Here is a 24,321-nt window from a genome sequence, read left to right as displayed (position 1 = left end):
CGAAGGTTACTGGCCTTGGAATGCGTAGGCCCGTTCCACCTTGCACACCCTTGTCTGAAACGCCGAGTACCAGGTGGCGCGTCCTTGTTCACGCACTGCCCGGTGCTCGGCCTGCTGCTTCCAGGCGAGGATGTCGGCCTCGCTGCGCCAGTACGACACGGTGATCCCCAGGCCATCCTCCCGGGCCGATTCCACCCCGAGAAAACCCGGTTGCTCGCGCGCCAGTTCCAGCATGCGGGCGGCGGCTTCGCCGTAACCGTGATCACCATCGGTGCGCAGTGAGCTGAAAATCACGGCGTAATAAGGCGGGACGGGGGTGTTGGCGATCATGCCGAGACCTCCTGGCAAGCCTTCAGCAGCGCAATCGCCAAGGGCGGCGTGATGCCCTTGAGCGCCGCGCGTTCCGGCTGGAACAGGGTGGCGACGAAGAACGGATGATCCAGCAACTCGACCGCGCGCAGGTCGCCCGCCGAATCATGCCCGCTGGCAATCAAGTTGCCTTCCAGCAGCGCGTCGGCGAACTCGGGGTTGATGCCGTAGCGGCAGCGATAGCCTTCCTCGATATCGAGGCTGTCGTAGGCTTGGGCGATGCGCGTGTAGGGCGCCAGGCGCACCGTGTCAGAGGCCTCGACCAGAGCGCAACTCAGTGGCGTGATCACTGCGCGCCGGGCCTTCGGCGCCAGTTCACCGTGTTCGGCGTCGGCCCAGCCCAACACGTTGCGGGCGTATTCCAGCACTGCGTGTTGAAAACCGCCGCAGGTACCGAGGAACGGCCGACGTTGCTCGCGGGCAAACCGGATCGCCCGTAGCGCACCGTCGGTGTCGCGGTAGGGGCTGGCAGGCACGCACCAGAAACCATCGAAACCCTGCAACGGTTGATGGGGGCCAAGGGTGTCCGTCTCCAGCCATTGCACGTGAACCTTCAGGCCCAATGTGTCGGCGGCTTGTTGCAAGGCGAGGGGAATCGCCTGGTGGGCGATAACGTCGGGGTTGTAATCGCCGATCAGGGCGAGGTGCAGGGCGGTGGTTTTCATCGGGTGCATCCCATGGCTTGTGGTGTCCTGAGGCGCACTATAGATTGGCGCTCACGCAATCAATATTGGCATTTCCCCATATGCTCAATGCGGCCACGCACTATCGACTCGACTACAACGACCTGTCGCTGATCCTTGCCTTGGTGCGCGGCGCCACGCTGGCGCGCGCGGCGGCGTTGCTGCGGGTGGATGTGTCGACGGTGTTCCGCGCAGTACGGCGCCTGGAGGCCGCGCTGGGCCAGACCTTGTTCGAGAAAAGCCGTGCCGGCTACTTGCCCACCAGCCTCGCCAGCCACCTGGCGCAGCAGGCCGAGCGCGCCGAACAGGCCTTGGAAGCGGCGCGGATTGGCGTGGAACAGGGCGGCGAGGTGATCAGCGGCACGGTGCGCCTGACCTGCACCGACTCAGTGCTGCAAGGCCTGTTGCTGCCGGCACTGGCGCAGTTCATGCCGGACTACCCGGCACTGACCCTGGAACTGAGCACCTCGAACGATTTCGCCAACCTCAGCCGCCGCGATGCCGACATCGCCCTGCGCTTGACCAAGACCCCGCCCGAACACCTGGTAGGACGCTGCCTTGGCAGCGTGACGTATCGGGTGTGTGCCAGCGCCGATTTTGCACGACGACATGCAGGACGTGACCTGGCCGACCTGGCCTGGATCGCACCGGATGACTTTTTGCCCGATCACCCCACCGTCGCCTGGCGCCGCGCGCACTTGCCAGGCGTGCGCCCCAGTTATCGCTGTAACAGCATGTTGTCGGTCACCGAGCTGGTGCGGGCGGGGTTGGGCGTGGCGGCGTTGCCGGACTTTCTGCTGGGTGGCGACCTGCAACCGCTGGGCCCTGTGCTGGCAGGGCACGACACGGCGCTATGGCTGCTCACGCGTCCCGATTGCCGGGCGTTGCGTTCGGTGGTGACGCTGTTTGATGAGCTGGGGAAGCACCTGCGGTTGCCGGGGCGCTAGGTTTTCCGCACAAAGTGCTCATGCATTTCGCAGGTCAGGGTCTCGATACGCTCGGTCAGTTGCTTGGTCATTTCCGTCAGGCGGGTGTTCTGTTCCAGCAGTTCCAGCAGTTGCTTGGTGGTCCGCGCGGCCTCGGCCTGGCGCTCGGCGTTGGCCACGGCCAGCGCTTCCCGGTGCTGCGCGTCGGCGTCGGACTGGGCTTTATCGCGGGCGGCCTGGCGTGTCTGGGCCAGTAGGATGAGCGGCGCGGCATAGGCCGATTGCAGGCTGAACGCCAGGTTGAGCAGGATGAACGGGTATACGTCAAAGTGCGTGATGCCGCTGACGTTGAGCGCCACCCACAAGATCACGATCGCGGTTTGCGCGCCGAGGAAAGTCGGCGTGCCAAAGAAGCGCGCGAAGGCTTCGGCCTTCAGCGCAAAGGTGTCGTTGCCGAAGGTCGGCGCCAGGTGATCGTGGCGCCGGTGGAAACGTCGATGGTCGACGGGGGTGGTTTCAGGCTTATCTGGCGTCATGGTGGGCTCGTGTCATCAACGGTAAGACGGGCGTTCACTATAGTCCTGGCGACCTGTCTGACGTATGAATAACCCAGAGCCGATTCAGTGGGCGCTGCGTTCGTTGGCAAAAGCGCTCACTGCCTGTACCGCCTCACTGGTGCCTTCGCGAATTTGCAGGATCACCGTGCCGGCGCGGTTGGCCAACTCCACAGCCTGGGCGGCGCGGTCACGTGTGCCGTCCATGCTGTCGATAGCCTGGCGGGTCTCGTCCTGGATCATCGCGATCATGCTGGAGATCTCGGTCGTCGAGCCGCTGGTGCGCGCCGCCAATTGCCGTACTTCGTCGGCCACCACCGCGAAGCCACGGCCTTGTTCACCCGCCCGCGCCGCTTCGATTGCCGCATTGAGCGCCAGCAGGTTGGTCTGGTCAGCGATGCCTCGGATGGTGTTGACGATGGCGGTGATCTGCTGCGAACGCTGGCCCAGTTTGGCGATCAGTTGCGACGAGCCGTCAATGTCGGCGGCAATCTCACGCATGCCAGTGGCGGATTGCTGGATCACTTCGGCGCCTTTTTCCGCGATGTCCCGGGTGTTCAGGGAGATGTGGTACGCCTGGGCTGCACTGGCCGCGTCGGCGGCGTGCTGTTGCACCATGGCGGTGACGTCGGAGGCGAACTTCACCACTTTGCACAGGCGCCCACTGGCGTCGTGTACCGGGTTGTAGTTGGCTTCCAGCCAGACGGTCTGGCCATTTTTATCGACGCGCTCAAACTGGCCGCTGAACAACTGGCCCTGGTTCAGGCGCTGCCAGAACTCACTGTAGGCCGAACTGTTGACCAACTCCGGTTTGCAGAACAGGCGGTGATGCTTGCCCTGGATCTGCGCCAGGCTGTAACCCATGCGCTGCAGGAAATTGTCGTTGGCGGTGATGATAGTGCCGTCGAGGTTGAACTCGATCACTGCCATGGAGCGGTCGATAGCGCCCAGTTTGGCATCCGCTTCGCTCTCGGCCTGCAGGCGCGGGGTGACATCCATCGCGTACTTCACCACCTTGATCACTTTGCCGGCGTCGTCGCGTACCGGGTTGTAGCTGGCTTCCAACCACACCGACTGGCCGGCGTTGCCCACCCGTTCAAAGGTGCCGGATTGGAATCGACCGTTGCGCAAGTCCGACCACAACTGGTTGTACTCGGCGCTGCGGACGTATGCCGGGGTGCAGAACAGGCGGTGGGGTTGGCCCTCGATCTGCTCGGCGCGATAGCCCAAGGTCTTGAGGAAGTTCTCGTTGGCTCGCAACACGGTGCCTTGTAGGTCGAATTCGATCACTGCCATGGAGCGCTCGATGGCGTTCAGCAGGCTGGCCTGTTGCGCGACGGTATTTTGCAGGAGGTCGATGGTTTTTTTATGCGCGTTGAATAGCATGTTCGGGTGCTCGGGTAAGCAAGCGTCTTGGGGTATCCATGAATATGCGCCTGCCTCCGTAGGGCGCTTCGCCTCACGGTTGACGTGCTCATTGTCAGCTTCCTTGTGCCGACAGCGGGGTGGAACAACCGGTTCAGAGTGATCAGCCTGACCAGAAGTTCGACCCAGTTCAGGGCCTTTTTTGGGTTAGCGGACGGGTGGAGGCATTGTGCTATCTATTCGGGAGTGTCGCAGCAGTCAGACGGGCTGCCGCATCAGGTCTTCAGGCGGAATGGGCGATCAAGTAATTGCTGACATTGACGCGATTGCGCCCGGTATCTTTGGCTGTGTACAGCGCTCGGTCCGCCGCATTCAGCCACATGGCGGCATCGGTGAAGAGCGGCTGGAAGTCCGCCAGGCCGATGCTCAGGCTGACGCGCAATTCGGGGATCAGCGGGTTCTGATAACGGCTGAAGGTTTCGCGCATGTGCTCCATGACCTTCGCGGCTTCGTTCAACGACATCTGTGGAAGAATCACACAGAACTCATCGCCACCGTAACGGCCGGCCAGGTCGTTTTCGCGCAGGTGGCGCCGCAGCTCCAGGCCCAATTGCCGCAACACGGCGTCGCCGATGATATGCCCGTGGGTGTCGTTGATCTGCTTGAAGTGATCGATATCGATCAGGGCGATGGTGGCGTGGCTTTGCTGCAGCTGGCACTTATGGAACTTGAGGTGCAGCAGGTCTTTCCATGAACCGTGGTTGAGCAGGCCGGTCAGGCTGTCGGTGCGGCTCAAGGCACTGAGGGCACGTTTGTGTTCCGCCAGTTTGATCGCCAGTTGATAACAGACCATGCCGATGGCCATGGGATAGAGGGTCAGCATCGGCAGGCAGGTGTAGACCTGCAGCAGGCTGACATCGGGGTTGAACCGGATGCCGAACAGCGCCCAGGCCACACACGCCCCCGCCACTTGTGCCAGCAGGCCGCGCAGGAACAGGCGTAGGCCTCCGGCCGCGACGTTGTTCATGGTCATCATCGACAGGATGGTCACGGCTGTCAGTGGCGTGAACTGTGTGGCCGCGGCCCAGAAGCCGCCCGATAGGGAGTCATACAGCAGGTTGCGCTGTTCGGCCTGGTAGGGGAATTGGGAGCGGGTCGACAGCTGATATGCCACATGGGCCCAGGCAAACCCATTGAACAGCAGGAACGCCCATACCCAGCCCGGCATCGTGAGTGGATACAGCGCGCCGATGACGCTGATGCAACCGATGCCCAGGCCGATGATCCTTGGCTTGTAGATTCGCTTGGCAAATGAAAGCCCCTTGCCTCGTCTGTTTTCCATAAATTCCTGGTTCAGCTGTTTTTCACTGACACGGCTACGCACGTTTGCCCGATTAACCGTTGATCGGATAAGTCCGGTGAATATTGTCAGTTATTCCTGTGGGAATAATCAGTGTCCTTCCAAGCCATTTGTGGAGAGACCGTGCAGGAATCGTCGAAAAACGACCAGGGATGTCGCTTATGCAACAGTGAGCAGGGGGCCAGTGCTTCAGCGCTGTGCAGTGATTTCGTAACCGGCCAGGAAAAGATCGATGGCCGACTCGATTACCCTGGCCTGGCTGGGTGCATCAAGGGTGGGTTGGCCCAGCGTGATCTGTGGCCAGAACGCGAAAGCCTTGAGCAGGCTCTGGATCTGGTGGGCGGCGAAGGCCGGGTCGCTGCAACTGAGTCGGCCGTCTTGCTGGGCGGCGCGCACCCACTGGGTAAAGCCTTCTTCGCGTTTGCTCAGGCGGTTGACCATGTCCTGGGCGCGTTCCGGTGAATGGATGGTGGCGGCGATGGCAACCCGGGCCAGGTCGAGAAAATTGGCGTCCGACATCATCTTCATCTTGGCTTCGAGCAACTCGCGCAATTGTTCGCGCAACGGACGGTCGCTGGCGTAGCTGACGTCGAGCTGGGCGACGCTGCTGGCCCAGAGTTGGTGGAGAATTTCGGCGAACAACTCTTCCTTGCTGGGGAAATGGTTGTATACGGTGCGTTTGGAGACTCCGGCGGTGGCGGCGATCTTGTCCATGCTGGTGACCTCGAACCCGTTGACCCGAAACTCGGCAATGGCGGCGGCCACGATGGCTTCGCGTTTGCGGTCGGTGAGGCGCTGGGGGGCAGTCATGGGCAGTGATCGGCTCTAGGGGGAAAATTACACTCGGTAGTTTACTTGCTCCGGGTTTTGTTGCAATCTTGAAACTACACTGTGCAGTGTAACTTATGAGCGGTCTGTAGGAGTCACTCTGGAATGGCCACGATCTCAACCCGTCTCGACCCCGCGCCCGTCGCCCGCAAGCCTGCCGAACAGGCTCCGGGAAGCTTCAGCAACGGCGCTCCCGTGCAGCACGCCGGCTTTGCCAAAACCTTGGGTATTTTCTGGAAGATGCTCTTTCACAAGCCGCGCACCACGCGGCCAGTAGGGCAGATCCCGGTGCAACCGCTGACCCGCGAGCAACTGTCCGCCGCCCCCGACCACAGCGTATTTCGCCTGGGGCATTCCACGGTACTGCTGAAAATGCGCGGCAAGTTCTGGCTGACCGACCCGGTGTTCGCCGAGCGCGCGTCACCCTTCAGTTGGGCTGGTCCCAAGCGTTTCCATCAGCCCCCTATCACTCTTGAAGAACTGCCTGATTTGGAAGCGGTCATTCTTTCCCACAACCATTACGACCACCTGGACCGTAAGGCTGTCATCCAGTTGGCCGACAAGACCGCTGCCTTCCTGGCGCCGCTGGGCGTGGGCGATATCCTCGTCAAATGGGGCGTGGACGCGCGTAAAGTGCGGCAGCTCGATTGGTGGGAGGGCACGGAGGTCGGCGGCATTCATTTGGTCGCCACGCCTGCACAGCATTTTTCCGGGCGGGGCCTGTTTGATAGTAACCAGACGCTGTGGTGCTCTTGGGTGATGATCGACGGCGCGCGTCGGATCTTTTTCAGTGGCGACACCGGCTATTTCGACGGCTTCAAGCGAATCGGCGAACATTACGGCCCGTTCGACCTGACCCTGATGGAAACCGGTGCTTACAACGTCGACTGGCCCCATGTGCACATGCAACCCGAGCAAACCTTGCAGGCGCACATTGACCTCAAGGGCCGTTGGTTGTTGCCGATTCACAACGGCACCTTCGACCTGGCGTTCCATGCCTGGCACGAACCCTTCGACCGCATCATGGCGCTGGCATGGGAGCGCAATGTGTCGATTACCACGCCGCCGATGGGCCAGGCGTTCAGTTTGAGCATGCCTGAACGCGGTCATGCGTGGTGGTTGGATGTCGAGACGCAAGTGGTTGAGGAACACGCCGTGGGCTGAACGTCGGCGCACTTGGAAAAAGGAATTTTCAGGGTGTTTCGAGGTTGCGACAAGCGCCGGACGACGGTGCGATGATCCCTGGGAATTTCATTTCTCGGGGCAGGTTCTGATGGAAGACAAGTGTAGGAAGTACTGGCGCCCATGCGTGCCATGCCCAACGGGGCAAGCGTTACCCTCGGGCGCGACCTGCCCGCCCTCCGTTCCTCCCACTGATGCACCGAGCGGCAGCGCGGGCGGTATCACGTTCGGTGCCGCTGCTCACACACCTGAGCCTGCGGGAACCGGCGTCCCCACTCCCCGGTTTGACGTGCCGGGCCCGCTGATGAAAACCGTACGCGACCCGGCGTTATCGCTCAGTGCGTTAAGTGGCGTCGACCCATCGGGGCCGGTGATGGTGGAAGTCCCCCTGGTACTGAACAACAGTGCTTTTACCCCGGCACCGGCATTGACCGGGTGGCGCATAGGGTATGCCGGGCGCTATGTACGGGGTGATGCATACGAACCCGCTGAACACAGCGCCTCCTTCACTCGTGCCTTGGATAAGTTGCGCCAGGCGGGGGCGCAACTGGTGGCGCTGGACGCGGAGCAGGTGGACGACAGCCTTCAATTCAGCATGCACAACGAAATCGATCGACACGTGACGGAGAATCGCCTTGATGCCCTGGTGTCCGAGGGGCGAAGTGCCGCGTTTCATGCCGCGTGCAGAAGTGGCTACCCGGGGCTTTTCGAGCCGCTGGAAGAAGGCAACAGGCTTTGGTTTTATAGCGCCCACTGGATGCGTGATCACGTGAGGGCGTTGGCACAGAGCTACCGCCTGCTGTTACAGGAACCCGCCACCTTACAGCCCACACCTTGGGTGGAGTAATCGGACGAGACTGCAAGATTTACCCTGGGGGAGGAAAGCACCGCCCTTTTTAGACTGGTACCGGGTTATCAATCGATAGCTCGCACGTTCCGTCCAATCGAGGGGAATTTATGTTCATACCTTCTTCGTCCGGGGGATGGGCTGCCGACCTTTACCGGGCATTTACACAGCCTGGGCAGGGATACAAGAGCGCCCATGAAATGTCAGCGGATATGGCCAAGCACTCAGGGGTCACTTCAGAGTCGTTGGTGAAGGATTCGTTGAAGCAGATCGCCAATATTGACCAGGGGCTCCAGGGGGGAAACGCGTTTTTAGAAATCAACCGCAACGCCAGGAATGAGGCGAAGGCGCTCGATCAGGAGCGTGCCAACGGCCAGGTGCGCAGTTATCTGCATGGCGTGCCCGTGGCACTCAAAGATGTGTTTGAAACCCAAGGCAATATGCAGACGAGTGCTGGCTCAAAAGCCCTGGTGGGCGCGCCGGCGACTAAAAATGCCAAGGTCGTGGACCAGCTGCTGAAAGCAGGCATGGTCATTGTGGGTAAAACCAACATGAGCGAATTGTCCAACTTCCGCTCCGAAGCGCCGGCAGATGGGTGGAGCTCCCGAGGTGGACAGACGCTCAACCCTCATCGGCTTGGTGGCCCGGTGGCAGGGTCGAGTTCTGGCTCGGCGGTGGCGGTGGCCCAAGGGCATGTTCCGCTGGCATTGGGGCTTGAGACCAATGGTTCGGTTATTGCTCCGGCCGCCTATAACGGTGTTTTCGGCATGAAAACCACTGCCGGCCTGGTCAGCACGGAGGGCGTCATGACCAGTACGCGCCTGGATTCGGTGGGCACTTTTACACGTAATGTGCGTGATGCGGCAGAGGCACTCAACGCCATGACTGAGACCACCGTGTACACCGAGGGGCTCACGCCAGATGCCTTGAAAGGCAAGCGTATTGGCTACACACCATTGCCTGAGCTGACGCCGGAGGAGGCCAAGGACCCCGCGAAGCGCGCGGATAGAAAACACTTCGAGGACGCGATTGAACGGCTCAAGTCCGAGGGCGCTACCCTGGTGCCAGTGGGGCCAATGGACGAAGGCATATCTGATGACAACTACCGGGACTACAACGAAGCGTTGTTTACCGACGTTAAAAAACAGCTCGAGGACTATTTGGCGGGAAGGCAAGGCCTGCCGGTCAAATCACTATCGGAGCTGATCGCATTCAATAAACGCAACGGGCTGCCGGGCGAGCCGGACCAGAACCTTCTGGAACTCATCAACACCCTGGAGGTGCCGCAGGAGGAGCTCGACAGCCTGTGGGAGGCCATTACTCCGATTTTCCAGCAAACGATTGATAACCCGTTGAAGGCACACAAGCTCGACGCCATCGTGTCGAATTTCCTGTCCCATAACTATTACTTCACTGCTGCCGCGGGCTACCCAGGCATTTCAGTCCCTAGCGGCATGGATGATGAAGGCATGCCTACGGCGCTGTATTTCTATGGTTCGGGCAACAGCGAGGCCACCTTACTGTCCGTTGCCCATGGCTATGAGCAGGTGTCGCAGGCGATCAGGGAGCCGGCTTTCACCCCCGGTACGCCTTTCTCTCCCGCCCCGCCGATGACCGATGGCGGGGTTGAGATGACCGCCAACCACTGAACCTGACCCCCGCGTGATACAGGATGCATTGGGTGCTGCAATTGCAGGCCCGGTGCATTCAGCGTTCACGGTCGCCCGGCCACGGGATGAGCGTATCGGCCTGCTGCAAGAGCAAACCGCCGGCCTCTAAATCGCTGTGTGACTGGGGCGACTCCATGGCTGACCCGCCTGGACTCTACGCACCATTCGGTTGAGGCGTTGGTGGCTCGATTGCTGCCGCAGTTGAGCCCATCAGCCGCGACATAATGCCTTTAGAGGCCGGCGCGGCGGGTGCGGTTTCAAACCTGCGCGCCCTCATCCCCCATCCCGGCGCAAACCCAGGGAAAAACACCAGCCCCTCCGCCTCCAGGCGAAACGCCAGGGTCAGGCGGGTTTCATCGTCCACGTCGCCGTTGTTCTCGAATTGTTGAATCGCCGCCACCGACACGCCGGCCTGACGGGACAGGTCTTCGCGGCTCCAACCCAGCATCACGCGGGCCTGGACGCTGTGCTTGGCGGTGAATTGATGCAGGACGATCTGCTGTTCTACGAAAGAGCTCATTGCCAGAGAGGACATGGGTTGTCTCCAGGGTTCGACGGGGAAGGCAAACTATACTGTGTTTTTGTACAGTTGTTTCGACCGCTCATCAACTGGATTCTTAACCACCTGCTATTCCAGCATCGGCACTTCCCGAATAATCAGGTGGTCCAGGTTCTCGATATTGGCGCTGAATACCCCGAACGTCTGTTCCGGGTTTTTCTTGCTCGGCACTTGCTTGAGCGCCGGCGTCACCCCGTAGAAGAAGCAATACAGCGGCCGTTCGCTGCTGGCCGCGGCCTTGATCTGCTCCAGGAACGCCTTGCGCTTGCGGTAGTTCTCGATGAGTTTCTTGCTCAGGTAGACGTTGACCGAATAGGGCTTCTTGTCGAGCCAGACCTTCTTTTCAAAGTCGATGCGAAAACTGCTGGTGTAGTCCTTGATCGCTTTGATCTTGCCCCAGTAGATCAGGCCGTGGTTGTCCTGCAGGTACTCGATTTTCTTGAAAAACGCCCAGTAGGTCGCGCTGTGCTCGCCGATCTTCAGCGGCATCGCCTTGAGCTTATCCTTGTGGTCGATATTCGACACATAGCATTCCACCGGGTGGGCGAACACGCTGGTTTTATCCGGGGTGCTGTCGCTGGCGCTGACGGCTGCGGGGGGGCGGCCTGAAGGTGTTTGCGCGGGTGCTTGCGGGGCTTGCCCCTCGGCGTCGACGACCGGAGTGATGCGCGCGTAGGTACGCCGGGTCAGGACAAATTCCGATGGGAAGTTGTCCTCGCGCGCGTCGTCGCTTTCGCCTGCCGCCGGCTTGTGGCTGCTGGCATAGCGGCAACCGTCGATATGCTCGGTGCTGGGCGTGTTCTTGAAATGCGGGGTGCGCTGGTAGTTGACGTTCTTGGCGTTATACGTGCCCAGCACGTTGCCCGTTTCAAAGGCTGCGCGGCAGGCGTCGTTGGGGCAGAGGAAACGGTCCTTGTCGGAGTCGTACGCGGCGGTTTCGTCGAAATTCAGCTCTCGTACGTCGTAGATCGATAGCTTGTCGTCGAGACTCACGCTGTAGGCCGTGTCGAATTTCATGAGGCTCGGGTCCGTGAGAGGGATAACCGGATATTACGCAAATATCAGCCGTGGCAGCGATCAAATGTGCGGGCTGGCCGAAGGGGGGCTAGCCGCCACGCGGCGTCCGCTCAGGAAGCACAGGGTGCCGCCGAGGGCAGTGAGTGCGCCCAGGGCATAAAACATGCTGGTGGGCGCCGCGTTGATCAGCAAATACCCGCAAATCACCGGGCTCATCGCCCCGCCAAACGCGGCCAGGTTCTGTGCCCCGTAGTAACTGCCGCGCAGGGCATCCGGGGCGATGGTGTCGATAAACAGGAACTCGGACGGGTAGATGATCATCTCGCCGAGGGTGAACACAAACATCGCCAGGCACCAGGTGAGCAAGCTGTCGGCCAGGCTGAAGCCGATCAACCCAAGCATGAACAGCAAAGTGCCCAGCACGATCCAGTAGCGCAATTGCTCACGCTTGAGAAACCGCCCGATCTGGTACTGCATCGCGATGACGGTCATGGCGTTACACGCCAGCACCGCCGACAGAATCTTCAGCGCCTCGGCCGGCTTGTAGGCCACCAGCAGAAACTGCGACAGATACAGCGTATAGCGCCCGTGGACAATGGTGCTCAGCAGGCTGCCGCTGGTGAACAGAATCAACGTGCGGTCGCTGCGCAAGGTGCGCAGGGTACTGAGAAAACTCAAGGGTCTGTGGCTGTCATCCCGTTGCGTCGGCGGGATACCGATCATCAGGAACACGCTGCCAAAGGCAATCGCGCTGGCGATCAGGAAGGGCGCCAGTTGCATGTGGCCGGCAATCACCACGCCGACCATCGGGCCGGTGGCGTAGCCGACGTTGGTCAGGGTATAGCGCAGGGAAAACACCTTGGCGCGATCGCCCACCGGCAGGTTCTCGCTGATGATGGCTTTGGAGCCGATCAGGAACAGCGCTGACGCTGCTTCGGTGATGACCAGGGTCAGGGTGGTGAGGTAGAGGTTGCTGGCAAACGTCAGTAACAGAAAGCCGATGGCGCTGGAGAGCATGGCCAGGATCAGCAGCTTGCGCTTTTCCAGGCGGTCGATGATATAGCCGCCATACAGGCCCAGCAGTGTGGCGATAAACACCGCGATGCCCATCAGCAGGCCGATGTCCTGCTGGTTGAGGCCCAGGCGCGTGCTCAGCAGCAGCGCCAGCAGTGGGCTGGTCATGGCGCGGCTGACCACGATGGTCACCGAGCAAATCATCAGGCGGCGGATTACCAGGGAGTAGGTGGCCACGGTGGGGCGGATGTCCTTGTCAGGTGCCTTGGTATTCTGTAGGAGCGAGCTTGCTCGCGAAGATCGTCAACGATAGCGCGGGCTTTCTGATTGCCCGCGGTGCTCTCGGGTTTTTCGCGAGCAAGCTCGCTCCTACAGTGGGGACGGGTTACTGGCCGGCGTTGATGCTGATCTTCTCGACTGCACCCTGTTCCAGATCCCACTTCTTCAGGATCTTGCCGTAGGTCCCGTCATCGATCATGCCCTGCAACGTTTCACTGATCGCCGTGACCAGCCCGGTGTTGCTCTTCTCGATCCCCAGCCCGGTGAACTGCTTGGAAATCGCCAGGCCCACCGGCTTGTACTTGCCCTTGTCCAACGACATCAAATAAGGAATCGTCTCGCTGCCCTGCATCGCCGCGTCCAGACGGTTCTGCTGCAACTGCGCCCGCGCATCCGCCGAGCCTTCAGTGCCGATCACCACGATGGCGGGTTTACCCGCGGCTTCGCAGTTTTCCTTGCTCCACGCGGCAATTTCCGACGGCCAGGTGGTGCGGCGGCTGGTGCCGACTTTTTTACCGCACAGGTCGGTCAGTTCCTTGATCTCTTCACGCTTGGCCAGGGTGTACAGCTGCGGGCCGCTGGTGAAGTAGTCGATGAAGGTCACGGATTTCTGGCGCTCGGCGGTGTCGCTCATGCCCGACAGCACGATGTCCACGCGCTTGGTGGTCAAGCCGCTGAGCATTTGCTCGAAGCCGGTTTCCTGCCACTTGATCTTCACACCCAGGCGCTCGGCCAGGGCGTTGCCCAGGTCGAAGTCGAAGCCGGTGAGCTTATTGGTGGCCGGGTCCTTGAAATCCATCGGCGGGTAGTTCGGCACGATGGCCGCGCTGATCTCACCCTTGTCCTTGATTGCCGCCGGCAATGCCGCCAATACACCGGTGGAGGCCATCAGGCCTGCGAGCAACGTTGGGATGAACAATTTTTTCATGGGGGCGTTCTCGTTAGTTTTTTAGTTAAGTGCGAACGGCAGAAATAAAGCTTTGGGTACGCGGGTTTTGTGGGCTTATTAGAATTTCTTCAGGGCTGCCGGCTTCCACAATCTGGCCTGCATCCATAAACACCATGCGGTTGGACACTTCGCGGGCGAAGCCCAACTCATGGGTGACCACGATCATGGTCATGCCGGTGGTGGCCAAATCGCGCATCACCGACAGCACTTCTCCTACCAGCTCCGGGTCGAGGGCTGAGGTGGGTTCGTCAAACAACATCAACTTGGGGCGCATCGCCAACGCGCGGGCAATCGCCACACGCTGCTGTTGCCCACCGGACAATTCCACCGGGTAGGCATTGCGCTTGTCCGCCAGGCCAACGCGGGCGAGCAACTCCAGGGCGTCCTCCGTGGCTTCCTTGGGCGAGCGCTTGAGCACCTGGCACGGGCCTTCGACGATGTTCTGCAACACGGTCATGTGCGGGAACAAATTGAAGCGCTGGAACACCATGCCGGTGGCCAGGCGTTGGCGCGCGATCTGCACTTCATTCATCTCATGCAGCTTGTTGCCGACCACGCGGTAACCCACCAGTTCGCCGTCGACCCACAGGCCGCCCTTGTCGATTTTTTCCAGCTGGTTGACGCAGCGCAGCAGGGTGCTTTTACCCGAGCCCGACGGGCCGATGATGCACATGACTTCGCCTTGCTCGACCTCGATATTGATGTCGCGCAACGCGTGATACTGGTCGTAATACTTGTTCAGGTTGACGGCCTTGACGATGCTTCTCATGGGGCAAATCTCCTCAACCCAGACTTACGAACGCTTGCCGGCGCCGCGGGCAAAACGACGCTCGAGGCGGCTTTGACCAAATGAAAGAACAGTCACCACCGCCAGGTACCAGATGCCGGCGACGATCAGCAGCTCCATGACCCGGGCGTTGGCGTAGTAGATGTTTTGCGCGTTGTGCAGCAGCTCCGAGTACTGGATCACACTGGCCAGGCTGGTCATTTTCACCATGCTGATGAACTCGTTGCCTACCGGTGGAATGATCACCCGCATGGCCTGCGGCAGAATGATCCTGCGCAGCGCCTGCAGGCTCGGCATACCGATGGACTTGGCCGCTTCGTACTGGCCGGTATCCACCGACAGCAGGCCGGCGCGCACCACCTCGGCGGTGTAGGCGCCCTGGTTGATGCTCAAGCCGAGCAGGGCGGCCACGAATGGCGTCATCAGGTCGACGGTGTCGATGCTGAACAGGCCGGGGATCGCGATCACCGGGAAGATCAACGCCAGGTTGAACCACAGCAGCAACTGCAAAATCAGCGGTGTACCGCGGAACAGCCAGGTGTAGGTGATGGCCACGTAACGCAGGATCGGGTTGGCCGACATGCGCATGATCGCCGTGATGACCCCGATCACCACGCCCAGCGCCATCGCCAGGATCGACATGACGATGGTATTCACCAGGCCCCAAATGATGGCCTCAGACGTGAGGAACTGACCGATGTAGGACCATTCGATTTGGCCATTGGCAAATGCGCGCAACAGCGCGGCCAACACGATCACGATCAAGGTGGCAAAAAACATCCGCCCGTAATAGCGACGTGGCACGTGCTCGTACTGCGTGATATCGAACTGGTTCTCGGACAACTTACGCTCAGCTTCCAAGCGCTCGGCCGGGGTTTGGTTCATGGTTCTACTCCAAATGCTGTACACAGCCTTCCACTGTAGGAGCCAGCTTGCTCGCGAAGATCGTCAACGATAACGCGGGAAACCTGATGCCCCGCGGTGTTCCTGGGTTCTTCGCGAGCGAGCTCGCTCCTACAAGGTGAAGGTGTTCAAATTCTGAAACCGGTGTAGGTGTCGGCCCATTGCTGCTGAGCAGCCAATGCCGTTTTCAACCGCCCAATCTGCTCCCGCACCCGCTCTGGCGCCGTCCCACCCCATCCACTGCGTGCCGCAATCGCCGCTTCCAGGGTCAGGCAATCGCGCACCTCTGGCGTCAACCGCGCATCCACCTCCGCCAGCATTGCCGGCGAGGCTTCCCACAACTCAATCTCATGCTTCTCGCAGGCCTGCACCAAGGCGCCGGTAATCTCATGGGCCTCCTTGAACGGCACGCCACGGGTGGCCAACCAATCCGCCACTTCCGTCGCCAAGGTAAAGCCCATCGGCGCCTGGCGCCGCAGCTCCTCCACCTGGACCTTCATGGTCGCGACCATCCCGGCCATCGCCGGCAGTACCAGCAACAAGGTGTCCACACTGTCCAACACGCTGTGTTTGTCCTCGCTCAAATCGCGGTTGTACGACAGCGGCAAGGATTTGAGCGTCGACATCAGCCCGGTCAGGTTGCCAATCAACCGCCCAGCCTTGCCCCGGGCCAATTCAGCAATGTCCGGGTTCTTTTTCTGCGGCATGATCGAACTGCCGGTGGCGTAGGCATCGTCCAATACCACCCAACGAAACTGGCGCGACGACCACAGGCAAAACTCCTCCGACAGCCGTGAAATATTCACTCCGAGCATGCCCGCCACAAACAGGAACTCCGCCACATGGTCGCGACTGGCGACGGCATCGATCGAGTTTTCGCACGGCCCGGTGTAGCCCATTTCCTTGGCTGAATGTTCCGGCTGTCGCGCAATCGCCGAGCCGGCCATCGCCGCCGCACCCAACGGTGACAACGCCGTACGCGCATCCCAATCCACCAGGCGCTGGACATCGCGCAACATCGACTGCGCGTGGGCCAGCAAGTGATGGGCGAACACGATGGGTTGCGCCTGCTGCAAATGGGTAAAGCCGGGGCAGATGCTCTCGACATGCTGCTCAGCCTGTTCCACCAACGCCTGCTGCAGACCCAACACCTCGGTGGTGATGGTGCGCGCATGGTCGCGTAGGAAAAGGCGCAAATCGTTGGCGGTTTGATCATTACGCGAACGCCCCGCGCGCAGCTTGCCGCCCAATGCGCCCAGGCGTTCGGTCAAGACGCGTTCGATAAAGGTGTGTACGTCCTCGTCATCCAGGGTGGGATGCAGGCGGCCGGCGGCGAAGTCTTCACCGATGCGGTCCAGGGCCTCGAGGGTGCGCAAGGTCTCCGATTCATCCAGCAGACCGGCGCGCTGCAACTCACGGGCATGGGCACGGGAGCCGGCCAGGTCGTAGGGCGTCAGGCGAAAATAGCGCTCAGGGCAACGGGACAATGCGGCCAACGCAGCAGACGGACCGGTCTTGAAACGAGCGCCCCAAAGGCGGTCGGTGGGCTGGGACATGGGTATTCCTCACGCTTGTTTTTAGAAGAGTCGGAGGCAGTAAAAAAAGGTTTTCAACTAAACTGAACCGGCGTCTGACGCGCCGTATTCAAGGTTGCCAAGGGCGGATGTTTATGTTCATTATCGCCGCCTGGCTATGTTCAAGGATTGGGTTGAAGCCTGTTGAATATGGCACTTGAGGTCAACGCGTATTATGGAAACTCCACTTTCCACTTCTGGAAACCTACCGCCAAAACCCGGCACAAGACCGCCCCTGCAACTCAGTGGTTTGGATTTCAAACTGCTGCGGGTATTTATGGCCGTGGTCGAAGCTGGCGGCTTCAGCGCTGCGCAAAACGAGCTGAACGTGGGCCTGGCGGCCATCAGCAAACAGATCTCCGACTTGGAAATCCGCATCGGCATGCGCCTGTGCACACGGGGCCGAGAAGGCTTCGGGCTGACCGAAGAAGGCAAGTTGGTGTATCAAGCGTCCATCGAGTTATTTACCTCGGTAGACAGTTTCAGAGACAAGCTTAGTTCGGCGCAAAATGAACTCATCGGCGACCTTAGTGTGGGCGTTATTGATAACACTGTCTCCGACGTTAATTCACCGCTGATTGCCGCGCTTGGCAACTTACATAGCCAATCACCAAAAATAAGATTACGCCTGCATGCCTCGCAATTGGACGAAGTTGAACGCGGTGTGGTGGAAGGGCGCTTGATTGTCGGCATCGTCCCCGTGTACCAGCGCCGCGAAGAGTTCGACTACTTCCCGCTCTACGAAGAAAAGGCCCACGCCTACTGTGCCGTAGGACATCCGCTCTTCACCGCGAACGACATTACGCCCGAGGTGCTGCGCCAATATGAAGTGGTCAACCATCGGTATGCGATCCATCGCGACAAGGCCACCTTCGTCAATTACGACAGCCAGTCCGCCTCGGCCTCGCAAGTCGAAGCCGTCGCTATCCTGATCCTCACCGGTCGTTTCCTCGGCTTCCTGCCGGAACACTACGCCGCGCCATTGGTAAGGGAAGGGCGCCTACGCGCACTGTGCCCGGAACACGTGCACCTGAGCACCGTCTTCAACCTGATCCTGCGCCACAACGCGCCAAGAAGTCCGCTGGTAAAAGCCTTTGCCACCGCCCTGGGCGTAGACCTCAAAGCCACGACATAACGTTCACGACAAACGCCGATCTACCGGATCACAGAAATCAAATGTGGGAGGTCTCGAGCTTTAGCGAGGCACCGATGGCATCGACTCGGTGTTCCAGCCGATCCCCATTACCCGCATCACCGCTGCAACCGAGCCCGCTTTTTCTTCTTCGCATGAAAATGCCGAAAATGCGCATCCTGCGCCGCCGCCAGCAGCTCCCGATCCCCGCGTGTATCGCCCCAGGCCCGCAGCCGATACTCCCCCAGGTCCCCATACACCGCCTCGAGCCGCAGCACCTTATTCTCACAGCGGCAATTATTCCCGGTGAGCTTGCCGGTCAACACCCCGTCGACCACCTCAAGCTCAGTCCCGATCAACTTGATCCCCAGCCGATTCGCAAACGGCTGCAGCACCAACGCCGGCGACGCTGAACACAACGTGACCTCCGCCCCGGAGCCCAACTCATGCTCCACCGACAACACCCCCGCCGGGCGCATCAACCGCGCCCAATTGCGTTGGCAATACTCCTCGGCCTTCTGCTGCACCCACGCCTTCTCCACCCCGGTCATAAAGGTGCGGATCAACTGCGCCTTCAACTCATCCCGGCTGATCTGCCGCACCAAAAAACGCAGCCCAGGCACCGCCAGCTTGACCATCCGGCCATAAAACTCGCCAGGGCCAAAGGCAAACTTGAGGAAGGGCACGAAACTGTCGTGGTGGGTCAGGGTGCCGTCGAAGTCAAAGACGGAAAGTACTTTGGCGTCAGCGGGGCCGGCTTCGAGCATGTCTGGGTTCACGGGTTGGCCTCGGTCCTATCTAGTATTTTTTTGAGTGTGCATCAGGTGTGACAGCAGGAGTTTACTCCCGTGCCAATCTTCCGACCTTGGCGTAAAGCCCCTCGGTGAAAGCCTCCCGGTCAGTCGACCGGTGACAACGCTGATGGCAATTGGGGCACAAGGCTACAGCATTGGTGATGCGATCCGAACCCTTCTGGGCGAGGTGCTTGACGTGATGTACTTCAAGAAATGGCAAGCCGTCGACCTCGAACGGCGCGTTAGAGCCGCAGCCTTCGCAGATGCCCTTGGCTTCTTTCAGTACCCAGGCGCGGACTTTTAGGGCTCGACCGCAGCTGCAAGCTCCGCGTCAGTGAACTCGCATAAAAAAGCCCCGAACAAGTCAGGGCTTCTTGGTGTTGCTGTGTTAAGGAATCAATCCCAGCTCAACGCACCACCCGTCTGATACTCAATCACCCGGGTCTCAAAGAAGTTCTTCTCTTTCTTCAAATCCATAATCTCGCTCATCCACGGGAACGGATTCGTCGTCCCTGGATACTCTTCCTTCAAACCAATCTGCGACAGGCGACGGTTAGCGATGAACTTGAGGTAATCCTCCATCATCGCCGCGTTCATACCCAGCACACCGCGCGGCATGGTATCGCGCGCATATTCGATCTCCAGCTGCGTCCCTTGCAGGATCATCTGGGTCGCTTCTTCCTTCATCTCGGCATCCCACAAATGTGGGTTTTCGATTTTGATCTGGTTGATCACATCGATACCGAAGTTCAGGTGCATCGACTCGTCGCGCAGGATGTATTGGAACTGCTCGGCGACGCCGGTCATTTTGTTGCGGCGGCCCATGGACAGGATCTGGGTGAAGCCGCAGTAGAAGAAGATGCCTTCCAGCACGCAGTAGTAGGCGACCAGGTTGCGCAGCAGTTCCTTGTCGGTGTCGACGGTGCCGGTTTCGAACTTCGGATCGGAGATCGAACGGGTGTACTTCAGGCCCCAGGCGGCTTTTTTCGCCACCGATGGGATCTCGTGGTACATGTTGAAGATCTCGCCTTCATCCATGGCCAACGATTCGATGCAGTACTGGTAAGCGTGGGTGTGGATCGCTTCTTCGAAGGCCTGGCGCAGGATGTACTGGCGGCACTCCGGGTTGGTGATCAGGCGGTACACGGCCAGGACCAGGTTGTTCGCGACCAACGAATCGGCAGTGGAGAAGAAGCCGAGGTTGCGCATGACGATGCGGCGCTCGTCGTCGGTCAGGCCTTCGGGGTTTTTCCACAGGGCGATGTCGGCGGTCATGTTGACCTCTTGCGGCATCCAGTGGTTGGCGCAGCCGTCGAGGTACTTCTGCCAGGCCCAGTCGTACTTGAAGGGCACGAGTTGGTTGAGGTCGGCGCGGCAGTTGATCATGCGTTTTTCGTCAACGGCGACGCGGGCGGAAGCGCCTTCGAGTTCGGCGAGGCCTTCGGCGACGTCGAGTTTGTCCAGGGCCGCCTTGGCGCGCACGATGGCGGCGGAGTCACTGGCGGTGACGGCGCGGGCTTCGATGGCGGCAGCGGCGCCGGCACCGTCGAGGCGGTCCATGTTGGCTTCGAGTCACTGGCGGTGACGGCGCGGGCTTCGATGGCGGCAGCGGCGCCGGCACCGTCGAGGCGGTCCATGTTGGCTTCGGTGGCGTGGCCGGCGTTGGCGCCTTTGGTGGCTACTTCGCCGTCTTCTTCTTTGTCGAATTCGTCCCAGCTCAGCATGACGTGTCGTCTCCTGCGTGAGGGCTCAAAGGTGCCCGTGTGAAACCGGATGGTTGGGTGTTCACACGACCCTCGGGCCGCGGTGGATCTTAAGGAATCGTTTGTTGCAACCGCTGGCGCAGGCATTAAACGGAATAGGGTCACGGGTGCTCTGCGTGAGGCTTGAGAGGCGGAGCGACAGGTGCATGCTCCAGCGCAGGCTCAGGTCTGGCTCTTCATCCCAGTGTAAAGGGATATTGCAGGCCCGATTTACCCGCGCATTATAGGGAAAAATTCGACTTTGTGTTGCGGCGGATGGTCTCGGAGGAGGGCCGCAATGGCGTGGTTTTCGGCCAAAGCGTGTGTTTGCAAGGCTTTGCTGGGGTTGGTTTTTTTTGAGGGGCGATGAGTGGCTTTTTGCGGGGCGGATGCAGGGGGGGCGGGGCGTAGGGGGTAATAGCGTAATAGAGGTGCGTCGGCTGACGCTATCGGGGGTAAGCCCCCTCCCACATTTGGTCTGCGGGGGGTCAAAGGCCGGTTCTTGGCCGCAAGAACGATTTCTTGCGGCAAACAAGATCAAGTTCAAATTGAACTAACGAAGTGTTTATCCGTTAGAGCAACCATTGCCCATAACCTTGTAATTAAGAATGTGGCGCTGACCTTGGGAATCTTCATATTCCATTTTTACCGGTACCACTTCGCAAACTTCTGGAATGGTGCTCATGGACAATACTTTGGCCACGTCCAGTTTGGTGCTGTAGGTGTAGTCCTCGACAATCGGGGCTTTCTGGCCGGCCAGCTCAGTCGGGGCCTCATCGGCCAGGGCGGCGGTGGCGCACAAGCTGCTGAGGGCCATAACTAATAAAGCTTTCATTTCTCTATTTACCTTCTTCAGGGCGAAAGGGGTCACGGGGCCTTTGTGAGGCCACGTGTGTAACTTAGGGTTGGTAAGTTCGGATTAACGTGCCTTCGTGGGGGCTGTTACGTTGTTAATCACAGTGCCTTGTTGGCGGAGTTGATTTTAGGCCCGCAGGTTATATTCATATACCCGTGCTTTTGATAAACACTATTGGCGGTTTTTGTAACAATCCCGTGGTAAAGGTTTTTTCATCAGGCAGCCAAGCCACGCAGGCCGCGGGCCAGAGGCCCGTAGAGGGATAGCAGGGCAATTTGTAGGGTCTTGTTACTACCATCGTCGAATGGTTCTATAGGCCCACCCCGGCTACAACTGGGCCATACAACAACAACTATGTCACCGAGGTAAGAAAGATGAGTGCGGCTTCCCTGTACCCCGTTCGCCCCGAAACAGTCGCCAACACGCTGACCGACGAGGCGACCTACAAGGCCATGTACCAGCAGTCGGTGGTCAACCCCGATGGTTTCTGGCGTGAGCAAGCCAAGCGCCTTGACTGGGTCAAGCCTTTCACCGCGGTGAAGCAGACCTCTTTTGACGATCACCATGTCGACATCAAGTGGTTCGCTGATGGCACCCTGAACGTTTCCTACAACTGCCTGGACCGTCACCTCGCCGAGCGTGGCGACCAGGCAGCGATCATCTGGGAGGGCGATGACCCTGCCGAGAGCCGCACCATCACCTATCGCGAGCTGCATGAAGAAGTCTGCAAGTTCGCCAACGCCCTGCGTGGCCAGGATGTGCACCGCGGCGACGTGGTGACTATCTATATGCCAATGATCCCTGAAGCGGTGGTCGCCATGCTGGCCTGTGCCCGCATCGGGGCGATCCACTCGGTGGTGTTTGGTGGCTTCTCGCCGGAGGCCCTGGCCGGTCGCATCATCGACTGTAAGTCGAAAGTGGTGATCACTGCTGACGAAGGCATCCGCGCCGGTAAGAAAATTCCGCTGAAGGCCAACGTCGACGACGCGCTGACCAACCCGGAAACCAGCAGCATCCAGAAAGTCATTGTGTGCAAGCGCACCAATGGCAGCATCAAGTGGAACCAGCATCGCGACATCTGGTACGAAGACCTGATGAAAGTTGCGGGCACCGTGTGCGCGCCAAAAGAGATGGGGGCCGAAGAAGCGCTGTTCATCCTTTATACCTCCGGCTCCACCGGCAAGCCTAAAGGCGTGCAGCACACCACCGGCGGCTACCTGTTGTATGCGGCCCTGACCCACGAGCGCGTGTTCGACTACCGCCCAGGCGAAATCTTCTGGTGCACCGCCGACGTCGGTTGGGTCACTGGCCACACCTATATCGTCTACGGCCCGCTGGCCAATGGCGCGACCACGCTGCTGTTCGAAGGCGTGCCGAACTACCCGGATATCACCCGGGTGGCGAAGATCGTCGACAAGCACAAGGTCAATATCCTCTACACCGCACCGACCGCGATCCGCGCAATGATGGCCTCCGGCACCGCCGCCTGCGAAGGCGCCGATGGCAGCAGCCTGCGCCTGCTCGGTTCGGTGGGTGAGCCGATTAACCCGGAAGCGTGGGACTGGTACTACAAGAACGTGGGTCAATCCCGTTGCCCGATCGTCGATACCTGGTGGCAGACCGAAACCGGCGCCACCCTGATGAGCCCGCTGCCAGGCGCCCATGCGCTCAAGCCGGGTTCGGCGGCACGGCCGTTCTTCGGCGTGGTACCGGCCTTGGTGGACAACCTGGGCAACATCATCGAAGGTCCTGCCGAAGGCAACCTGGTGATTCTCGACTCGTGGCCAGGCCAGGCCCGTACCCTGTACGGCGACCATGACCGTTTCGTCGACACGTACTTCAAGACCTTCCGTGGCATGTACTTCACGGGTGACGGTGCCCGTCGCGATGAAGATGGTTACTGGTGGATCACCGGCCGTGTGGATGACGTGTTGAACGTGTCTGGCCACCGCATGGGCACCGCCGAGATCGAAAGTGCCATGGTTGCCCACCCGAAAGTCGCGGAAGCGGCGGTGGTGGGTGTGCCGCACGACATCAAGGGCCAGGGTATCTATGTCTACGTCACGCTGAAAAACGGCGAAGAGCCGAACGAAGCGCTGCGTCTGGAGCTGAAGAACTGGGTCCGCAAGGAAATCGGCCCGATCGCTTCGCCGGATGTGATCCAGTGGGCACCGGGCTTGCCGAAGACGCGCTCGGGCAAGATCATGCGGCGTATCCTGCGCAAGATCGCCACGGCCGAGTACGACGGGCTGGGGGATATTTCCACCTTGGCTGATCCGAGTGTGGTGGCGCATTTGATCGAGACGCACAAGACCATGAACGCCGCGTAACGCGGGGTAGGTGGGAAAGAGCCCCATTCGGTGCATGCCGAGTGGGGCTTTTTTTGTGGTCTCTCAAAACCACTGAGGATCCCATGTGGGAGGGGGCTTGCCCCCGATAGCGCCGGGTCAGCTCACAAATAAGTGACTGACTACCGCTATCGGGAGCAAGCCCCCTCCCACATTTGGATCTCCACCAGTCAAATAAATATCGGTTTCCCTGGTAGGACGTTTCTGAATGTTACTGTCACCTCTAAATGTGTAACCCTATGCTCGAACATGAGGCAAAGGGCTACGCTCATGCCCTGAAAAACCGCGTTTTAGACACCCCCAGAAATAAGATTAAACGCCAGACTTGCCGTGCCAGAAGGGTTTGCGAATAATAGGCCCGCAATTTGCAGTATCAATAGGTTTAATGTCTTTTGCCTCTGCATAAAATTCAGAGGCTGTCAATGTGCTGGAACCGCTTTCTCGGTGCTTCTGTAAATTGTTGTCGCATTGAGGAAATATCGGCTTCCGGCCTGTCGTTAGAATGCCGATCACTCGCTCGTCGTCGCAGGTGTAGCCCGCGTAGGACGCAGCACCGCTATTCGGTTTCACTCAGTCGCATCGT

General features: G+C 59.9%; 20 protein-coding genes and 4 pseudogenes. 6 read left to right on the top strand and 18 right to left on the bottom strand.

Translation table 11 applies throughout. From position 1 onward, the window contains the following. Positions 1-6 precede the first annotated feature (6 nt). Positions 7-330 (bottom strand): antibiotic biosynthesis monooxygenase family protein, encoded by a 324-nt coding sequence (locus A7317_RS22695; protein ID WP_024077037.1) that lies wholly within the window; start codon positions 328-330, stop codon positions 7-9. Further along, the gene (locus A7317_RS22690) at positions 327-1,034 is read right to left on the bottom strand and encodes a CTP synthase (protein ID WP_069076878.1); all 708 of its coding nucleotides are present in this window, start codon (positions 1,032-1,034) and stop codon (positions 327-329) included. Before A7317_RS22690 ends, A7317_RS22695 begins: the two co-directional genes overlap by 4 nt. A gap of 80 nt (positions 1,035-1,114) precedes the next feature. On the opposite strand from A7317_RS22690, the gene A7317_RS22685 reads away from it, so the two are divergent. Beyond that, positions 1,115-1,999, top strand: coding sequence for a LysR family transcriptional regulator (locus A7317_RS22685; protein ID WP_024077035.1), 885 nt, complete (start codon positions 1,115-1,117; stop codon positions 1,997-1,999). Here A7317_RS22685 and A7317_RS22680 read toward each other — a convergent pair. From A7317_RS22680 to A7317_RS22665, 5 genes and pseudogenes are all read right to left on the bottom strand, one after another. Then, positions 1,996-2,514: a DUF1003 domain-containing protein gene (locus A7317_RS22680; protein WP_024077034.1), complete on the bottom strand. Its 519-nt coding sequence runs from the start codon at positions 2,512-2,514 to the stop codon at positions 1,996-1,998. The two genes, A7317_RS22685 and A7317_RS22680, sit on opposite strands and share 4 nt — an antisense overlap. 84 nt (positions 2,515-2,598) lie before the next feature. Beyond that, a pseudogene (locus A7317_RS31680) lies at positions 2,599-3,033 on the bottom strand (methyl-accepting chemotaxis protein); the annotation flags it as partial. 165 nt (positions 3,034-3,198) lie between these two features. Further along, positions 3,199-3,828 (bottom strand): annotated as a pseudogene (locus tag A7317_RS31675) (PAS domain-containing protein); the annotation flags it as partial. 352 nt (positions 3,829-4,180) lie between these two features. Then, positions 4,181-5,239, bottom strand: coding sequence for a diguanylate cyclase (locus tag A7317_RS22670; protein WP_024077032.1), 1,059 nt, complete (start codon positions 5,237-5,239; stop codon positions 4,181-4,183). Between the two features lie 207 nt (positions 5,240-5,446). Then, the gene (locus A7317_RS22665; protein WP_069076876.1) at positions 5,447-6,067 is read right to left on the bottom strand and encodes a TetR/AcrR family transcriptional regulator; all 621 of its coding nucleotides are present in this window, start codon (positions 6,065-6,067) and stop codon (positions 5,447-5,449) included. 123 nt (positions 6,068-6,190) lie between these two features. Here A7317_RS22665 and A7317_RS22660 point away from each other — a divergent pair, with 123 nt between their 5' ends. The 3 genes from A7317_RS22660 (at position 6,191) to A7317_RS22650 (ending at position 9,763) form a co-directional block, all read left to right on the top strand. Continuing rightward, on the top strand, positions 6,191-7,249 hold the full coding sequence (locus A7317_RS22660) for an MBL fold metallo-hydrolase (RefSeq protein ID WP_069076875.1): 1,059 nt from the start codon (positions 6,191-6,193) through the stop codon (positions 7,247-7,249). Between the two features lie 322 nt (positions 7,250-7,571). After that, entirely contained in the window at positions 7,572-8,114 is a 543-nt protein-coding gene (locus A7317_RS22655; RefSeq protein WP_237141777.1) for a hypothetical protein, read from the top strand. A gap of 200 nt (positions 8,115-8,314) precedes the next feature. Further along, positions 8,315-9,763: an amidase family protein gene (locus A7317_RS22650; protein WP_069076874.1), complete on the top strand. Its 1,449-nt coding sequence runs from the start codon at positions 8,315-8,317 to the stop codon at positions 9,761-9,763. Between the two features lie 175 nt (positions 9,764-9,938). Here the strand turns inward: A7317_RS22650 and A7317_RS22645 are convergent, their stop codons facing one another. From A7317_RS22645 to argH, 7 genes are all read right to left on the bottom strand, one after another. Next, positions 9,939-10,319: a helix-turn-helix domain-containing protein gene (locus tag A7317_RS22645; RefSeq protein ID WP_069076873.1), complete on the bottom strand. Its 381-nt coding sequence runs from the start codon at positions 10,317-10,319 to the stop codon at positions 9,939-9,941. 93 nt (positions 10,320-10,412) lie between these two features. Beyond that, a complete protein-coding gene (locus A7317_RS22640) occupies positions 10,413-11,360 on the bottom strand; it encodes a hypothetical protein (RefSeq protein WP_069076872.1) in 948 nt (315 codons plus the stop codon). A 60-nt stretch (positions 11,361-11,420) separates the two neighbouring features. Continuing rightward, complete coding sequence (locus A7317_RS22635) at positions 11,421-12,611, bottom strand: MFS transporter (protein WP_069076871.1); 1,191 nt, start codon at positions 12,609-12,611, stop codon at positions 11,421-11,423. 148 nt (positions 12,612-12,759) lie between these two features. Then, positions 12,760-13,581: an ABC transporter substrate-binding protein gene (locus A7317_RS22630; RefSeq protein ID WP_069076870.1), complete on the bottom strand. Its 822-nt coding sequence runs from the start codon at positions 13,579-13,581 to the stop codon at positions 12,760-12,762. Positions 13,582-13,606: 25 nt separating this feature from the next. Beyond that, the gene (locus tag A7317_RS22625; RefSeq protein WP_024077023.1) at positions 13,607-14,371 is read right to left on the bottom strand and encodes an amino acid ABC transporter ATP-binding protein; all 765 of its coding nucleotides are present in this window, start codon (positions 14,369-14,371) and stop codon (positions 13,607-13,609) included. Between the two features lie 24 nt (positions 14,372-14,395). Next, positions 14,396-15,274, bottom strand: a complete 879-nt coding sequence (locus A7317_RS22620; RefSeq protein WP_024077022.1) for an amino acid ABC transporter permease — start codon at positions 15,272-15,274, stop codon at positions 14,396-14,398. A gap of 146 nt (positions 15,275-15,420) precedes the next feature. Further along, entirely contained in the window at positions 15,421-16,848 is a 1,428-nt protein-coding gene (argH, locus tag A7317_RS22615; protein ID WP_069076869.1) for an argininosuccinate lyase, read from the bottom strand. 193 nt (positions 16,849-17,041) lie between these two features. Between argH and A7317_RS22610 the strand changes: the two genes are divergently transcribed. Further along, entirely contained in the window at positions 17,042-18,001 is a 960-nt protein-coding gene (locus A7317_RS22610; protein WP_069076868.1) for a LysR family transcriptional regulator, read from the top strand. Positions 18,002-18,117: 116 nt separating this feature from the next. Here A7317_RS22610 and A7317_RS22605 read toward each other — a convergent pair whose 3' ends face one another. The 4 genes and pseudogenes from A7317_RS22605 to A7317_RS22595 form a co-directional block, all read right to left on the bottom strand. Then, positions 18,118-18,765, bottom strand: coding sequence for an HAD-IB family hydrolase (locus A7317_RS22605; protein ID WP_069076867.1), 648 nt, complete (start codon positions 18,763-18,765; stop codon positions 18,118-18,120). 73 nt (positions 18,766-18,838) lie between these two features. Beyond that, positions 18,839-19,093: pseudogene (locus A7317_RS30255) on the bottom strand (HNH endonuclease); the annotation flags it as partial. A gap of 95 nt (positions 19,094-19,188) precedes the next feature. Further along, positions 19,189-20,516 (bottom strand): annotated as a pseudogene (locus A7317_RS22600) (ribonucleotide-diphosphate reductase subunit beta). 583 nt (positions 20,517-21,099) lie between these two features. Further along, a complete protein-coding gene (locus A7317_RS22595) occupies positions 21,100-21,369 on the bottom strand; it encodes a DUF2790 domain-containing protein (protein ID WP_069076866.1) in 270 nt (89 codons plus the stop codon). Between the two features lie 395 nt (positions 21,370-21,764). Between A7317_RS22595 and acs the strand changes: the two genes are divergently transcribed. Continuing rightward, positions 21,765-23,720, top strand: coding sequence for an acetate--CoA ligase (gene acs, locus A7317_RS22590; RefSeq protein ID WP_024077015.1), 1,956 nt, complete (start codon positions 21,765-21,767; stop codon positions 23,718-23,720). Positions 23,721-24,321 lie beyond the last annotated feature (601 nt).

Source organism: Pseudomonas fluorescens (assembly GCF_001708445.1).
Taxonomy (GTDB): domain Bacteria; phylum Pseudomonadota; class Gammaproteobacteria; order Pseudomonadales; family Pseudomonadaceae; genus Aquipseudomonas; species Aquipseudomonas gorinensis.
This window is presented reverse-complemented; position numbering and strand designations above follow the sequence as displayed.